This is a genomic window from Variovorax paradoxus (assembly GCF_030815975.1).
In the GTDB taxonomy this organism is placed as follows: Bacteria; Pseudomonadota; Gammaproteobacteria; order Burkholderiales; family Burkholderiaceae_C; genus Variovorax; species Variovorax paradoxus_N.
The window spans coordinates 3,232,676-3,248,106 of sequence record NZ_JAUSXL010000002.1 but is presented as its reverse complement, the minus strand read 5'-3'; the positions used below and the strand labels follow the sequence as shown (position 1 = coordinate 3,248,106).

Annotated in this window: 16 protein-coding genes; 9 read left to right on the top strand and 7 right to left on the bottom strand. The window is 67.2% G+C overall.

Annotated elements, in window-relative coordinates:
* Nucleotides 1-64: 64 nt before the first annotated feature.
* The 3 genes from QFZ47_RS19045 (at nt 65) to QFZ47_RS19035 (ending at nt 2,578) form a co-directional block, all read left to right on the top strand.
* Nucleotides 65-1,093, top strand: a complete 1,029-nt coding sequence (locus QFZ47_RS19045; protein WP_307657102.1) for an ABC transporter substrate-binding protein — start codon at nt 65-67, stop codon at nt 1,091-1,093.
* Nucleotides 1,090-1,614 carry a nucleoside deaminase gene (locus tag QFZ47_RS19040; protein ID WP_307657101.1) on the top strand — a complete coding sequence of 175 codons (525 nt, stop codon included), beginning with the start codon at nt 1,090-1,092 and terminating at the stop codon, nt 1,612-1,614. The genes QFZ47_RS19045 and QFZ47_RS19040 overlap by 4 nt, the downstream gene beginning before the upstream one ends.
* 133 nt (nt 1,615-1,747) lie before the next feature.
* Nucleotides 1,748-2,578: an urease accessory protein UreD gene (locus tag QFZ47_RS19035; protein WP_307657100.1), complete on the top strand. Its 831-nt coding sequence runs from the start codon at nt 1,748-1,750 to the stop codon at nt 2,576-2,578.
* A 9-nt stretch (nt 2,579-2,587) separates the two neighbouring features.
* Here QFZ47_RS19035 and QFZ47_RS19030 read toward each other — a convergent pair whose 3' ends face one another.
* Entirely contained in the window at nt 2,588-3,475 is an 888-nt protein-coding gene (locus tag QFZ47_RS19030) for a LysR family transcriptional regulator (protein WP_307657099.1), read from the bottom strand.
* A 43-nt stretch (nt 3,476-3,518) separates the two neighbouring features.
* Here QFZ47_RS19030 and QFZ47_RS19025 point away from each other — a divergent pair, with 43 nt between their 5' ends.
* Together QFZ47_RS19025 and QFZ47_RS19020 are read left to right on the top strand one after the other, a co-directional pair.
* Entirely contained in the window at nt 3,519-4,472 is a 954-nt protein-coding gene (locus QFZ47_RS19025) for an NAD(P)-dependent oxidoreductase (RefSeq protein WP_307657098.1), read from the top strand.
* A 2-nt stretch (nt 4,473-4,474) separates the two neighbouring features.
* Nucleotides 4,475-5,404, top strand: a complete 930-nt coding sequence (locus QFZ47_RS19020) for a DMT family transporter (RefSeq protein WP_307658971.1) — start codon at nt 4,475-4,477, stop codon at nt 5,402-5,404.
* Between the two features lie 17 nt (nt 5,405-5,421).
* Here QFZ47_RS19020 and QFZ47_RS19015 read toward each other — a convergent pair whose 3' ends face one another.
* Entirely contained in the window at nt 5,422-6,294 is an 873-nt protein-coding gene (locus QFZ47_RS19015) for a LysR substrate-binding domain-containing protein (protein WP_307657097.1), read from the bottom strand.
* A gap of 108 nt (nt 6,295-6,402) precedes the next feature.
* Here QFZ47_RS19015 and QFZ47_RS19010 point away from each other — a divergent pair, with 108 nt between their 5' ends.
* The 4 genes from QFZ47_RS19010 (at nt 6,403) to metC (ending at nt 10,975) form a co-directional block, all read left to right on the top strand.
* The gene (locus QFZ47_RS19010) at nt 6,403-6,993 is read left to right on the top strand and encodes a mercaptosuccinate dioxygenase (RefSeq protein WP_307657096.1); all 591 of its coding nucleotides are present in this window, start codon (nt 6,403-6,405) and stop codon (nt 6,991-6,993) included.
* An 86-nt stretch (nt 6,994-7,079) separates the two neighbouring features.
* Nucleotides 7,080-8,666, top strand: coding sequence for a rhodanese-like domain-containing protein (locus QFZ47_RS19005; RefSeq protein ID WP_307657095.1), 1,587 nt, complete (start codon nt 7,080-7,082; stop codon nt 8,664-8,666).
* Between the two features lie 60 nt (nt 8,667-8,726).
* Nucleotides 8,727-9,737: a Bug family tripartite tricarboxylate transporter substrate binding protein gene (locus QFZ47_RS19000; protein ID WP_307657094.1), complete on the top strand. Its 1,011-nt coding sequence runs from the start codon at nt 8,727-8,729 to the stop codon at nt 9,735-9,737.
* Between the two features lie 35 nt (nt 9,738-9,772).
* Nucleotides 9,773-10,975, top strand: coding sequence for a cystathionine beta-lyase (metC, locus tag QFZ47_RS18995; protein WP_307657093.1), 1,203 nt, complete (start codon nt 9,773-9,775; stop codon nt 10,973-10,975).
* 16 nt (nt 10,976-10,991) lie between these two features.
* On the opposite strand, the gene QFZ47_RS18990 is transcribed toward metC, so the two are convergent.
* The 5 genes from QFZ47_RS18990 to QFZ47_RS18970 form a co-directional block, all read right to left on the bottom strand.
* Entirely contained in the window at nt 10,992-11,828 is an 837-nt protein-coding gene (locus QFZ47_RS18990; RefSeq protein WP_307657092.1) for an alpha/beta hydrolase, read from the bottom strand.
* Between the two features lie 14 nt (nt 11,829-11,842).
* Nucleotides 11,843-12,175: a DUF1161 domain-containing protein gene (locus QFZ47_RS18985; RefSeq protein ID WP_307657091.1), complete on the bottom strand. Its 333-nt coding sequence runs from the start codon at nt 12,173-12,175 to the stop codon at nt 11,843-11,845.
* Between the two features lie 50 nt (nt 12,176-12,225).
* Nucleotides 12,226-12,714 carry a sel1 repeat family protein gene (locus tag QFZ47_RS18980; protein ID WP_307657090.1) on the bottom strand — a complete coding sequence of 163 codons (489 nt, stop codon included), beginning with the start codon at nt 12,712-12,714 and terminating at the stop codon, nt 12,226-12,228.
* 119 nt (nt 12,715-12,833) lie between these two features.
* Nucleotides 12,834-14,993 carry a TonB-dependent receptor gene (locus QFZ47_RS18975; protein WP_307657089.1) on the bottom strand — a complete coding sequence of 720 codons (2,160 nt, stop codon included), beginning with the start codon at nt 14,991-14,993 and terminating at the stop codon, nt 12,834-12,836.
* A gap of 226 nt (nt 14,994-15,219) precedes the next feature.
* Nucleotides 15,220-15,426 (bottom strand): YbdD/YjiX family protein, encoded by a 207-nt coding sequence (locus tag QFZ47_RS18970; RefSeq protein ID WP_307657088.1) that lies wholly within the window; start codon nt 15,424-15,426, stop codon nt 15,220-15,222.
* Nucleotides 15,427-15,431 lie beyond the last annotated feature (5 nt).

The following is a 15,431-nucleotide window of genomic DNA, read 5'->3' as shown; positions in this document are numbered from 1 at the left end:
TGCTCTTGAAGTGCCTTCCGCCGTGCGCGGAGGGATTCAAGACCCGAGGATTCCGAGGCCCCACATGCAACGTCGATTCTTTCTTGCGGCCAGTGCCGCCACCCTTGCTGCTCCGGCCGTCTTCGCCCAGGGCGGCGGCAAGCCGACCCCGCTCAAGTTCACGCTCGACTTCCGCATCAACGGCCAGACCGCGCCGTTCTTCCTCGCGCACAGCAAGGGCTACTACAGGGATGAAGGCCTCGACGTGGCCATCGACACCGGCGCCGGCTCGGTCGCCTCCATCACGCGCATCGCGAGCGGCGTCTACCAGATGGGGCTGGGCGACATCAGCTCGCTGGTCGAGTTCAATGCGCAGAACGCCGGCACCCCGATGGTGCAGGCCGTGTACCAGTACTACAACCGCGCGCCCTTCGTGATCATCGGCCGCAAGGACCGCGGCGTCACGGCCGACTTCAGGAGCCTCGCGGGCAAGAAGGTGGCCGCGGCGGCGGTCGAATCGACCCGCCGCGCATGGCCGATGGTGGCGCGCAAGCAGGGCATGCGCAGCGACGCCTTCCAGTGGCAGACCACCGACTTCAGCGCGCGCGACAACGTGATGGTGCGCGGCGACGTCGATGCCGCCACCTACTTTCACGACTCCGCCATTTCGCTCTTCGCGCGCATGAAGCCGGAGGAACTGTCGGTCCTCAAATATGCGGACGCGGGCGTCAACCTGTATGGCAACGCCATCCTCGCGAGCAGCAACCTGATCGCGCAGAACCCCAGGCTCGTTGCAGCCTTCCTGCGCGCCACCAACCGCGCCATCGCCGAGACCTTTGCGAACCCCGCGCCCAGCATTGCGGCCATGCGCCAGCGCGAACCCATGCTGGACGAAAGGATGGAGCTTGAACGCTGGGGTGTCACGGCGCAATATGTGGGTGCCGCCGACACGCGCGGCCATGGCCTCGGCGACATCCACAAGCTCACGCTCGAGCAGCAGGTCGACGAGGTCGCCGACGTATTCGGCCTCAAGATCAAGCCCTCGTCCGACGCCATCTTCAACACCTCGATGCTGCCATCGCGCAGCGAACGCATGATTCCCACCAAGGCATGAACTTCAGCAACAGCAACTCCATACTCCCCGAAGAAACCACGCTCGACGAACGCGACGGACGCTACCTGCGCAAGGCCATCGTCTGGTCGCATGCGGCGCGCCGCCGCGGCAACCGCCCCTTCGGATCGGTCATCGTCTCGGCCGCCGGCGAAGTGCTGGCCGAAGCCGGCAACAGCAACGCCGAGACCGGCGACTGCACCGCGCATGCGGAGGTGAACGCGCTGCGCGCACTCGCGGGGCGCGGCCTCACGCGCGAAGAGCTCGCGGGCGCAACCATCTACGCATCGGGCGAGCCCTGCGTGATGTGCGCGGGCGCGATCTTCTGGTCGAACATCGGCCGCGTGGTGTACGGCATCGACGCCGAGCGGCTGCGCGTGTTCCGCGGCGAGCGGCAGGACCAGCGCGATGTGGAACTGTCGTGCCGCGACGTGTTCCGCGCTTCTGCGCATCCGATCGAATGCATCGGGCCCGCGCTCCTCGATGAAGCGAGCGCCGCGCATGACGGCGCCTGGGGGAGCTAGGCTCTCCCCCAGTCTTCGCGCACTTCGTGTCGCTACGCCAACCCCCTTCCGGGGGCAACACCAGAGGCCCGGCAAAGCCGGTTCCTCGGTGTTCCTGGCAAAGAGACAAGTCCGGGGCGAATAGACTCGTTGGATGTCTTGGCATGCCCATCTTCATCTCGACTACCGGCAGGAAGCCGCCCGCAGCGTTGCGCGCTTTCAGCATCACGGGCCGCTGCGCATCCTGCAGAGCCTCTATCCCGAAGGAGATGCGATCTGCCATAACGTGCTGGTGCATCCGCCGGGCGGGCTGGTGGGCGGCGACACGCTGGACATCGACATCGAGGCGGCGCACGGGAGCCATGGTCTGATCACCACGCCGGGCGCTTCGCGCTTCTACCGTTCCGAAGGCGAACTGGCGCTGCAGCGCACGCGCATACGGCTTGCCAAGGGCGCGCGGCTCGAGTGGCTGCCGCTGGAGGCCATCTGCTACAGCGGATGCCGCGCAGAGAACCGGCTCACCATCGAGGCCGAGCCCGGTGCCGAGATGATCGGCTGGGACGTGACGGCCCTCGGCCTGCCGAACGCCAACCAGCCGTTCGAGCGCGGCACCTACCTGCAGCACATCGAAGTGCCGGGCGTCTGGCTGGAGCGCGGTCGCATCGATGCAGCGGACCATCGGCTGCTGCAGAGTCCGCTGGGCTTTGGCGGGCATCGCTGCATCGCATCGATCTTCTTCGTGTCGGGCACCCCGGCCACGCGGGCGCGGCGCGAGGCGCTGCTTGCGCTGGCTCGTGCGGCCATCGATGCGCACGGGCTGCAGGAGAGCGCCGGCGCAACCAGCCCGCATGCGGAGATCGTGGTGCTGCGCGTGCTCGCGCCGGTAGTCGAACCCGCGATGCAGTTGCTGCGGCAGGTGTGGCAGGCGTGGCGCGCGGAGTTGTGGCGGTTGCCGGCGAGCTTGCCGCGCATCTGGGCGACTTAGCGCCAGGCGCTACACCGCCGGTGCTCCCTGTGGCGCGCCGTAGCTTTCCAGCAGGACGGCCGACAGCGCGAGTATCTTGGTCTGAGGGGCTTCCTTGAGCCACACCAACCTTGTCTTGGCGCGGCCGAATTTCGAATTCAGCCTGTGGACGCTCAGGCGATCGCGCTCTGCGTAGCTGTCGAGCACGCTGTGCGGCACCAGCGCGATGCCCATGCCCACAGCGACACAGCCAAGAATCAGGTGGTAGGAACCGGCCTCCACGATTCGGCCGGGCGCGACGCGGCCGCGCAGGAACCAGTCCTCGAGTCTCTTGCGATGCGGGCAGCCTGGATGAAAGGCAAGGATCGTCTTCGACGGCAGGTCCTTCGGCGACGAAATGCGTGCGTGCCTGGCTTCCGCGACGATCACGAGTTCCTCGTCATAGATCTCGATGGATTCCAGCCGAGGGTCGGAGACGGGGTCTGCGATGAGCGCCGCATCCAGTTCCGAGCCGAGAACCTGTTTGATCAGGTCGAGGGGATCGCCTGAGAACAGTTCCAACGCCACCTCCGGGTAACGCTCGTGGAAGCGGCCGAGCGGCTCGGGCAGGCGGGCTGCGGCCGTGCTTTCCATCGCCCCGAGGCGCAGCACACCGGTGGGCCGATCCGACTTGATGGCGTTGGTCGCTTCCTTGGCCAGGTCGAGCATGCGGTCGGCGTAGCCGACAAGTATCTTGCCTTGGGGTGTGAGTTGCATTCGGCGCCCTTCGCGCAAGAACAACTGGACGTCCAGCTTTTCTTCCAGAACCTTGATGCGAGCCGTCACGCTCGACTGTGCTCGATGCAGGACTTCCGCCGCCCGCACCACACCGCCGGCCTGGACCACGGTCCGAAAAATCTGCAGATCCGAGAACTCCATGCATCGCCTTCCCTGAACTGTTCGTTCTGTATTTGTCGTTTCTTTGCCAGGCACATTCTCTTTAGAGTTCCTTGCAACTTCAACAAGGCAATGGTTCCTGAATCAGGAATACCAGCAGATCATCATGAAAATCGGGCTTATCGGTGTTGGCGTCATGGGAGAACCCATGGCGAAGAATCTCAGGAAGGCCGGGCACAGTGTCACGGTCTACAGCCGAACACCCGCTCGCTGCGACGTACTGCGCCCCTTGGGCATCGAGGTCGCCGACACGCCGGGCCAGGTCTTCGAGGCGTCGGAAACCGTCATCCTCATGGTGCCGAGCCATCTGGAGGTGGACCAGGTTCTGGATCGTTCCTCTCAAGGTGCGATCGCCGCGCCCGTGAAGGGCCGGACCATCGTGCTGATGGCCACCGTGGCACCGGCGTACTCGACGGCGCTTGGCACGAGCCTCGCGGCCGCGGGCGCCCGCTACATCGAAGCGCCGGTTTCGGGCTCCAGGCAACCCGCCGAGACGGCGCAGCTCGTGATCCTGGCGTCGGCCGCCGAGCAGCAGTACATCGACGACGTCCAGCCACTGTTCGACGCGATCGGAAAGAAGACCGTTCGTTGCGGTCCGGTTCCCATGGCCATGCGCATGAAGCTGGCCAATCAGCTCCTGCTGATTGCCTGCTTCGAGGCGATTTCCGAAGCGACGCACTTCGCTGCCGGCATCGGCCTCGACGTGCAGCAATTTCTCGACATGGCACAGGCCGGTCCGCTGGCCAACGACGTGCTGCGCTCGAAAGCCGCCAAGCTCGTGTCGAATGACTTTGCCCAGCAGGCGCCGATCCGCCACGTCGCCAAGGACATCGGGCTGGTGTGCGACGAGGCAGAGCAACGCGGCGTGTGGCTTCCGATTGCCACGGCCAACCGTTCGCTGTTCGCGGAAGCCATGCGGGCCGGGCAATCGCAGGACGACGCCATCGGCATCATCAAGATCCTGCGCAGGGGCAGGTAGCCATGTCTGCAACTCCTTTCATCGCGCCAGGTGCGCCCGCCGGGCGGCACTCGTTGACCGTAGGCATGCTGTGCGGCCTTGCGGTCGCCTTGATCTGGTCGAGCTGGTCCGTGGCCACGCGGTTTGCAGTGACCACCACCCTGGGGCCGCATGACGTGACGTTCCTGCGCTTCGGTGTTTCGGCCCTGCTCCTGTGGCCCATCCTGGCTCGAAAGGGCTTCGGCATTGCACAGATCGGCATCGTGCGGCTGCTGGTGATGGTGCTGGGCGCGGGCGCGCCTTTCATGATGCTCGGCTCGGTGGGTATGCGGTTCGCGCCCGCATCGCATGTCGCCACGCTCATGATCGGAACGATGCCGATCTGGGTGGCGGTGTTGTCCGGCGTTCTGTTCGGCGAAAAGTTCACTCGCCGGCAACTCGGAGGCATGGCGGTCGTCGTCGCCGGCGTGCTGTGCATCGGCGGCTACGCCCTCCTTGCCAACCGTGCGGCCGGGGAGTGGCGAGGCGATCTGCTGTTCCTGCTTGCAGGCCTGTGCTTTGCAGGCTTCACCATCGCCCAGCGCCGCTCCGGCATCAGCCCATGGCACGCAACGGCGCTGGTGAACGTGTGCTCCGCCGTGCTGTTCGCACCGGTCTACTTCTTCTGGTTCACCCCGAACATCTTCACTGCGCCGCCGGCAGCCGTCGGGTTCCAGGTGATCGCGCAAGGCATTCTGGTCGCGATCCTCGGGATGTACTTCTACACCGAGGCCGTGCGCCGGCTCGGCGCGCCCAGGGCTGCCATTTTTGGTGCCCTCGCGCCGGCGCTTGCTGCATTGATCGGCGCGCTGTTTCTCAAGGAAATCCCCGCCTGGCTCACCATGGCGGGTATTGCCCTGGTGATGGGCGGAGTCGCACTGGTGGTGACGGGAGGGCGCGCAAGACTGAAGTAAGCGATGCGTCGAACGCTTCAGATCGGCAAGTCGGTCCGCGGCAGCCGCAGGTGCTTCTTCAAGGTTTCGAACACCTGCCGCGTGACCGGATTCACCACGTGGCTGCGCACATACAGGTAGTAGGCCAGGTCGGGCAGGCGCGGCATGCCGTCGCCCGCACCGAGCACGCGCAGGCCCGCATCGAGCTGCTCCACGCCGCGCGCCGTCACGCCCAGGCCGGCGCGCAGCGCGGCCTTGATGCCGATCAGGCTCGACGAGGTGTAGCGCGGCGTCCAGGCCACGCCCGCGGCGTCGAGCGCCTCGTGGCCGATGCGGCGGAAGATGCTGGGGCCGTCGGCCATGATCAGCGGCACCGGCTTGGCCGGGTCGTGCACGTAGCTGGCCGCGCAGAGCCACACGGTCGGCGAATTGCGCAGCACCACGCCATCGAACTGCGGGTCGGCGCGGTTCGAGATGATCATGTCGACCTCGCCGCTCTTGAGCGAGGTCATGAGGTAGGGGCTGCGGCCGATGTGGATGTCCAGCTGCAGCAGCGGCGAGGTGCGCGCCACCTCGGTCAGCAGCAGCGGCAGCATGGTCTCGGCCACATCGTGCGGCGCGCCGATGCGCAGGTTGCCTTCGAGCTCGCCCTGCCGCAGGCTGCGCAGCGCCTCGTCATTGAGCGCGAGCAGGTGGTGCGCATAGGTCAGGAGCCGCTCGCCATGTTCGGTGAGGCGTTTCTGCCGGCCTTGCCTGGCGAACAGCGGATGGCCCACCTGCTCTTCGAGCCGCTGCATCTGCTGCGTGATGGCCGACTGCGTGCGCCCCAGGTGCACCGCCGCCGCGGCAAAGCTGTGGTGGCTGACGACGGCCGCGAAGGAGCGCAGCAATTCAAGATCGAGCGTGGACATACATTAATTTTATTGATGTATTTCTTGCGCCGGGAGGATTGTCGGGCCACGCCCGCGTCACTACAGTGAATGCACACCAAGACAAGCATCCCCACTGGAGAACCCTGCATGAGCACCCTGTCCGACCAACGCCGCGAGGCGGTCGCCGCGTCCATTGCCCGCATGAAGAAAGCCATTGGCGGCGCTGAACCCACCCGCGAAAAGCTCCGTGCGGTGCTCGATGCGCTGCAAGGGCTGGCTGAGCGCACCGACTACTGGGGTGCCGCCGACTTTCCGGCGCCCGAGGCCGGCGAGCACCAATCCCGCTACCTGATTGCCGAAGACCCGGACCAGAGCTACGCGCTCTACCTCAACGTGATGCGGCCGGGCAAGAAGATCGTGCCGCACAACCACACCACCTGGGCCTGCATTGCCGCGGTGGAAGGCACCGAGCACAACCGCGTGTACGAGCGGCGCGACGACGGCTCGGTGCCCGGCGTGGGCAAGCTCGAGGAAACCGCGCTGGTGGTGGTTGCGCCCGGCAAGGGCATTGCGCTGATGCCCGAGGACATCCACTCGGTGGAGATCCAGGGCGACCAGGTCATTCGGCACCTGCACATGTACGGCCGCGCGCTCGAAACACTGAACCAGCGCACCGCGTACGACCTCGAGGCCGGCACATACCAGACGATGGGCATCGGCGTGCAGACGCGCCGCTAGGACCTCTTCCAACCTCGTCTTCTTTCATGCGGGCCGTGCCGAGCGCGGCTTCGCAGGACCGCGTTCGTTCCAACGGCTTGCTTCCCATGACCTCTTTCATCGATCCGACGACCCTCAAATCCTGGCTGCACGACGGCGGCGAGATCGCGCTGCTCGACGTGCGCGAGCATGGCCAGTACGGCGAGGCGCACCTCTTCTATGGCATTCCGCTGCCCTTCAGCCGGCTCGAACTCGATGCGCCGCGCCTCGTGCCGCGCCGCAGCGTGCGCGTGGTGGCGTATGACGGCGGCGACAGCGACGTGGCCGAGCGCGCCGCCCGCCGCCTTGCCATGCTGGACTACACCGACGTGCATGTGCTGCAGGGCGGCACCCGCGCCTGGAAGGCCGCGGGCCATGCGCTCTTCGCGGGCGTCAACCTGCCTTCGAAGACCTTCGGCGAGCTGGCCGAAGAGGCCTATCACACGCCTCGCGTGAGCGCCGACCAGCTGGCCGAGATGCTGGCGCGCAAGGAGAACGTGATAGTGCTCGACGGCCGGCCGGTGAGCGAGTTCCACAAGATGAACATCCCCACGGCCACCTGCTGCCCCAACGGCGAACTCGCCTACCGCGTGCGCCGGCTGGTGCCCGACACCACCACGCCGATCGTCGTCAATTGCGCAGGCCGCACGCGCAGCATCATCGGCGCGCAGACGCTCATCAACCTGGGCCTCCCCAACCCGGTCTATGCGCTGGAGAACGGCACGCAGGGCTGGTACCTGAACGACCACGCGCTGGAGCACGGCGGCACGCGGCGCTATGCGGACGACAGCGGCAATACCGACCTGCGCCCGGCCGCCAAGGCGCTGGCCGAGCGCTTCGGCGTGCCCACGGTGAATGCGCAGACCGTTCAGCAGTGGGCCGGCGATGCCAGCCGCAGCCTGTTTCTCTGCGACGTGCGCACGCCCGAGGAATTCGCGGTCCGCACATTGCCCGGCGCACAGCACACGCCCGGCGGGCAGTTGATGCAGGCCGGCGACCAGTACTTCGGCGTGCGCGGCGCGCGGCTCGTGCTGTTCGACAACGATGGCGTGCGCGCGCCCACCACTGCGCACTGGCTGCGGCAGATGGGCCACGATGCGAGCGTGCTCGAAGGCGGGCTCGCGAGCGGGCTGTCGCTCGCGCCCGCCGCTGCGCCGTCCGCACCCGCGCTGGCCGGCATCGATGCGCAGGCCCTCGCGGCGCGCATCGAGCGCAACGAAGTGGCGCTGGTCGACCTGCGCCCGAGCATGCAGTTCCGCGCCGGCCACATTCCAGAGGCGCGCTGGTCGATACGCCCGCGCCTGGCCGACGACGTGAAGAACGAAACGCGCCAGCTCGTGCTGGTGGCCGACGACGCTTCGCTCGCGGCCTGGACCGCGGCGTCCGAACTGGCCGGACTCTCGCCCGCGCCGCTGCTGCTCGAAGGCGGCATGGCCGCATGGCGCGGCGCCGGCCTGCCGGCGCAGGCCACGCCCGCCCTGCCCGCCGATGCGGACTGCATCGACTACCTGTTCTTCGTGCACGACCGCCATGACGGCAACAAGGAAGCGGCGCGCCGCTACCTCGCCTGGGAGACCGGCCTGGTCGCGCAGCTCGACGCGCAGGAGCGCTCGGCCTTCAGGCTGCCCGCCGCTTCCGCCGCGCGGCACCCGTAGTTCGGCTTTCTCTTTTTTCGTTCGTTCGTCGTTGTCAGTTCCTATTCCAGGAGTTCCGTCATGTCGTCTGCCTTTCGCATTCCGAGCCTTGCCCGCCTTTCCATCGCTGCCGCATGGCTGGCGGCCATGGCCCTGCAGCCTGCCTCGGCCCAGCCGCTGCCGGCGCGCAACGGTTTTCCTTCGCAGTCGGTGAAGTTCGTCTCGCCCTTTCCACCGGGCGGCGGCAACGACGCCACGGCCCGGCTGGTGACCACGCGGCTGCCGGAAATCATGGGCCAGGCCGCGGTGGTGGACAACCGTGGCGGCGCGGGCGGCAACATCGGCGCCAGGTCGGTGGCCGAGGCCAAGCCTGACGGCTACACGGTGCTCACATCGCAGGTGTCGATCATGGCGGTGAACCCTTCGCTCTACTCGGCGCCCGGCTTCGATCCGATCAAGAACTTCGTGCCGATCACGCAGATCAACGCGGCGCCGCTCGCGCTGGTGGTGGAAGCCAATTCGCCCTACAAGACCTTTGCCGACCTGGCCACGCGCGCCAAGGCCAGCCCCGGCAAGCTCACCTATGCCACGCCGGGCAACGGCACGCTCTCGCATCTGGTCGGCGTGGTGCTGCAAAAGGACAGCGGCGTGGACATGACGCACGTGCCCTACAAGGGCGCCGGCCCCGCGCTCACCGACCTGCTCGGCGGGCAGGTCGACGTGCTCGTGACTTCGACCTCCTCGGTCGCGGGCATGGTGCAGAACGGCAAGCTGCGCGTGCTGGCCGTCACCAGCCCGCGCCGCATCGGCGTGTTCGCCAAGGTGCCCACGCTCGAGGAGCTGGGCTACGCCAATGCCCGCTTCGAAGACTGGTACGGCTTCTTCGCGCCGGCCGGCACGCCGCCCGAGCGCGTGGCCTACCTGAACGAAGCCATCGTGCGGACGCTGCGCCTGCCCGAAGTGACCAAGCTCGTGAACGATGGCGGCAGCGAAGTGGTGGCCAACACGCCCGAAGCCTTTGCGGCGCAGCTGCGCCAGGACATCGAGCGCTGGTCGCGCATCGTCAAGCTTTCGGGCGCGAAGGCGGATTGACGCACCATAGAGGCCCGCGCTCGCTGGAACACACCATGTCCGATTCGTCCAAAGACACCGCAGGCCATTCCCTCGACACCCGGCTCGCCCACACCGGCAAGGCGCCGGCCTACTTCGGCGGCTCGCCTGTCAACACGCCGCTGGTGCGCGCGAGCACCGTGCTGTTCGACAGCGTGGCCGCCATGCGCGAGACGCGCGCGCGGCGCGGCGAAGAGCGCGCCTTCAGCTACGGTGCACGCGGCACGCCCACCACCTTCGCGCTCGAAGACGCGGTGAGCGAACTCGAAGGCACCCACCGCACGCGCCTCTTTCCCACCGGCCTTGCCGCCATCGGCATGGTGCTGCTGTCGTACCTGAAGCCCGGCGACCACGTGCTGATGTCGGACAGCGTGTACGAGCCGGCGCGCAAGCTGGTGCATTCCTTCCTCGATCCCTACGGCATCCGCTGCACCTTCTTTGCCGCGGACGGCAGTGGCGTGGAGCAACTGTTCGAGCCGAACACGCGGCTCGTGTATGCCGAGTGCCCCGGTTCGCTGGTCTATGAGATGTGCGACCTGCCCCGTCTGGCCGAACTGGCCCATGCGCGCGGCGCGCTCGTTGCCGCGGACAACACCTGGGGTTCGGGCGTTCAATACCGGCCGCTCGCGCTGGGCGCCGACATCTCGCTGATGGCCGCCACCAAGTACCTCTCGGGCCACTCGGATGTGATGATGGGCACCGTTGCCACCACGCGCGAAGCCTGGCAGCCGCTCAACGAACGCTGCGACGCCTTCGGCATGACGGTGAGCCCCGACGATGCGTGGCTGGTGCTGCGCGGCATGCGCACGCTGTCGGCGCGGCTGCAGATGCACGAGCGGCATGCAATGGAGGTGGCGCACTGGCTGGAGGCACAGCCCGAAGTGGCGGCCGTGTTCTGCCCCGCGCTGCCGCAGCATCCGGGCCACGAACTCTGGCTGCGCGACTGCCGCGGCACCAACGGTCTCGTCTCGTTCGAGCTGCAGCCGGTCATCGAGAACGCCGCGGTCGAGCGCTTCGTCGATGCACTGTCGCTGTTCGGCCGAGGCTCGTCATGGGGCGGCTATGAAAGCTTGGTGGCCTGGGCCGACATGCGCGCGGCCCGCAGCGTGACCGACTGGAACCAGCGCGGCGCGGTCATCCGGCTGCACGTGGGGCTCGAGGCGCCTTCGGATCTGCTGCACGATCTCGGGTGCGGGTTTGCCGCCCTGGCTGCCGGCTGAAGGCGTATCCAGGGGCTCAGGCTGCGACCGGTTCAGGAAGGATGGCCGTCAACGCAAAATCGACCAGATAGAGCCACGTCGCCTCGATCCCCATGATGCTCTGGTGGTCCGAGCCGGACACGGTCTGCACGCTCACGGGCGTCGGCCAGGCCGCGATGAGCTTTTGCGAGCGTTCGGGCAGCACCACGTCATCGCGCTCGGCCAGCAGCACCTGGGTCTTGGCGGCCACCTCCTTGCAGTGCGTGAGCGAGTCGAACCGGTGCCGCAGCAGCAGTGCCAGCGGCACCAGCGGAAAGCGCTTCTTTGCCACTTCGAGCATTGAGTCGTAGGGCGTGACCAGCTGGAGGCTGGCGAAGTCCTGCTGCGCCACCAGCTGGATGGCCACGCCCGTGCCCAGGCTGCGGCCGACCACATGCAGGCGCGCCTGCGGAAAGGCCTTGCGCAGGTGATTGGCAAACTGGATCGCGTCCGCCACGGAGGCGATCTCGGAGGGATGGCCCTGCGAATCGGCCATGCCCCGGTAGTTGACCGCGGCAAATCCGAAGCCCTCCGGCAGCCAGTGCAGCGCCTGCGCGGTGGCGCGAACGTCCTCGCCCCGGCCGGCAAAATAGATGAACAGGTCCTGCAGCGCGTCTTCGCCCTGCGGGTGATAGACATAGCCGCGCACCATGCCGCCCGGAACAGTGTGGGAGTAGGTGGAGAAGTCGTCGGACAGATGGACGACCGGAAGCTTTCTGGCGTTGAACAGGATGTGTCCCTGCCGCGCGGCCAGGAGCGTCCAGTACGCTGCAATGCCGCCAATGGCCGCGGCCGAGGCCGAGAGTGCAATGCGAAAGGCTTTGGATGATGACAAGGCTTGGCTCCTGCCTACTTCTTGCAATCGCCGCCGACGGACACCGTGCCGTCCTTGCACTCCGTCAATATCTCTTCGTCGGCCGGGCCTGCGCTCGGGCGCGCCGGGGCGGCGTCGGCCGGGGGCCCGCCTTCGCGCTGGTAGACGATTTTCTTGCTGCCGAGATCGCAGCTGCCCACCACCTGTCCTTGGGCCTCTGCATTGGCATCGACGGTGGTGACAGTGAAACGTGTCACGCCGGACGCGGCGATCTTTGCTTCGATCTGGGTGCGCAGGGCTTCGCAGTTCTCGGCGCCGTGGGCGGCGCCCGCAAAAGCTAGCGCCATGGAAATCAACCAGGGTTTCATGATGAGTCGGCCTCGCAGCGGAGGGTTTGGCAAACGAAGAGTCTAGCCCCTCATCGCCCGAGGAAGCATCCTCGCGCACGCTGCGGTAACCAGGCGTCACGGCCGCCGGAATGCGGGCTCAGTCGCAGGCGTTCCTGCCGGCCGGAGATTGACGCAGCCTGTTGAGGAAAGTGAGCTGGACCCTGGCCGTATCGCTGCCCTGCGACGCGGCGCGAAGCATCCACCGGCGGGCCTCGCAGCGGTCGGCCTCGACTGCGGAGCCATAGAGCGTCGACCCGGCCCAGCAGCACCATGCCCAGCATCTCCTGCGCCGCGGCGCTGTCTTCGGCAGCGGCTTGCCGAAGCTGCTCGAGCATCGAGGGGTAGTCGCGGGCGGTCTGTGCTTCCAGCGCCAACTGAAAGCGCTGCTCGGCATGCAGGACAACGCTCTCGTCCGGCGGCTGCGCCGCGCAGAGCGCCGCCATCAGGCACAGCGCGCCCGCCAAGCCGATGCGCCAGCGCAGCGACCAGCTTGCGATCTGATTCAATTCGGATGCCATCGATGTTCTCCACCATTGCGTTGCGTGGAGGCCATCGTGGCAGCAAGCGCCGGCCGCAAGAAGCCGGAATTCGCGCAGGCAGGCTCAGCCGGCGCCTGAGCCTTCTGGCCCGGCCGTGCTCAGAACTTCGCGGTCAGCGCCACCTGCAGTTCGCGTCCCGGCCCGGGCATGATCAGGTTGTCGACGCTGCCGTGCGCGGACACGTAGTACTTCCGGCCCGTGATGTTCTTCAGGTTGACCGAGAGTTCGTAGCGCGCGGTCCTGTAGCTCGCGGCCAGGTCGGCCGTGACATACGAAGGCAGCGTCACCAGGTTGCTGAGCGAGGCATAGCGGGCGGCCACGTAGTTCACGCCGCCGCCCGCGCTCAGGCCATGGCCCAGGTCCTTCATGAGCCACACGAAGGCCGAGTGCCGCGGCGTGAGCGGCGCCACCTTGCCCTGCACCGGCATCGCGGCGCCGACCGGCAACTGCAGCGAACTCACGGTGGCCAGCGACTTGACCATGCGGCCGTCCAGGTAGGCATAGCCCGCGCTGACCTCCCAGCGCCCCGGCAGCTTGCCGGCCAGCGCCAGCTCCATGCCGTTGGTGCGCTGCGTGCCCACGTTGATCTGCCGCGCCGGGTTGGCCGGGTCGGTGTTCTTGATGCCCGAGCGCTCCAGATTGAAGGCCGCCGCCGTGAGGTTGAGCGCGCCGTCCAGGAAGTCGAGCTTGGCGCCGATCTCCTTGTTGACGGTGATCTCGGGATCGTTGGCGGCGTTGTTGGCCGACAGCGCGAAGGTCTCGCCCGAAGGCTGGAACGAGCGGCTGTACGACACGTAGTAAGACTGTGCTTCGGTCGGCTGCCAGACCAAGCCCGCGCGCGGGCTGAACTTGCGGTCGGTGCGCGAGATCGACGCCAGCGTGCGCTCGAAGGAGGTCTCCTGGCGGAAGTCGTCGTAGCGTCCACCGACGAGCGCCTTCCATTGCGGCGCCAGCGTGATCTGGTCCTGCGCATAGAGCGCGGCCGTCTTGAAGGTGGTGTTGCTCGGAATCGCGCCGCTGGCCAGGTAGCTTGCGAGCGGAATGGGCGGCGGCGCGGAGACCGGGTTCAGGATGCTCACGCGCTCGAAGCCGGTAGCGGAAGACACGGAGTACAGGCGCTTGTCCTGCTTGCCCAGCTCGGCGCCGACCAGCCATTCCTGCCTGAAGCCGCCAAGTTCGTTGCGCCATGTCAGGTCGGTCTGGTTGAACCAGCCGCTCTCGTCGCGGTCGACGAAGCCGCGGGTGCGGCCCACGGTCATGCGCACGGGGTCGGTGGTGCCGCTGGGCAGGGTGTTGAAGCGGTCGAGCTTGTAGCTGTAGTAGCGCGTGGTGTTGCGCAGGCTCAGCGTGTCGCTGAAGCGGTGGTTGAGCGTGGCGGTGAAGGACTGCACGCGCGTGGTGGTGGTGTCGTCGCGCTTCGCGAAAGCCGAGCCGTAGTAGGTGCCGATGGGCACGTTCACCGGGCGGCCGTTGAGCGCCGGAACGCCGAAGTCGGTCAGGCGCTGGTCGTAGGCGTTGGTGTACTGCAGCAGCAGGTCGGTCTGCGGGCTGAACTTCATGGCCAGCGAGGGCGCGACGCTGTAGCGGTCGATGAACTGCTGGTCGCGATAGCTGCCTGATTTTTCGCGCGCCACGTTGAGGCGGAAAGCCATGTTCTCGCCAATGGGCTGGTTGAGATCGGCCGTGAGCCGCTTGAAGTCGTGAGTGCCCAGGCCGAGCGAAACCTCGCCGAAGGGGCGTTCGAAGATCGGCTTCTTCGTCACGCGGTTGACCAGCCCGCCCGACGACCCGCGGCCGTACAGCACGGCGGCGGGGCCCTTGAGCACCTCGATGCGCTCCGTGTCCGACAGGTCGCGGAAGTAGAGCGCGTCGTCGCGCACGCCGTCCACGAACCAGTCGGCGATGGCGGTGAATCCGCGGATCACCACCTGGTCGCGCTGGCCATCGCCGGCGTTGAAGGAAACGCCGGGCGCATTGCGCAGCGCGTCCTGCATGGAGGTTGCGCCCTGGTCGCGCAGCAGCTGCGCGGGCAACACGTTGACCGCCTGGGGAACGTCGCGCAGCGGCGCGCTGCCCTTGGTGGCCGTGCTGCCGACCGACGGGGCGTAGCCGGGCTCCTGCTCGGAGGTGACGGTGATCTCCTGGAGCGTGCTGGCGGAGGTCTGGGCCTGGGCCCCGCAATGCAGCGCGGCAAGGGTGGCGAGGAAGAGCGGCGTGCGGCGAAGGCGAAGACGCGCGGCATGCGGGCGAACGGACATGGAGAATTTCCTCAGGCGATTTTTTTGAATCGCGAAGCGCCATGCAACTGCTCCATCGATCGGATGGAGAAACCGCATGCGCCCTGCCTGGAGAAAGTCTGGGTTGGGTGCCTTTGCCCGGTTCACGCCGGCGCGTGGCCGGGTTCCTGCAACAAAAGTTCGCTTCGCGCGAACCGCGGAATTGTAAACAAAGCCGCGTGGTTTGCGCGCGGCGCCGCTGTCCTCTTCAGCAGCAGCGCCCCTTGCCCCCGCCGTAGCGCGCCTCGAGCCGCTCGCGAAAGAAGGCCTCGTAGCTCATCGGCGGCTGGTCTGGATGCGTGGCCGCCATGTGAGTCAGGTAGGCGTCGTAGTCGGGCAGCCCGACCATGAGCCGCAGCGACTGCTTGAGCGAGCGGGCGAAGTAGCGCCCGGCTTCCGGCAATGCGAGAGCCATGGCGC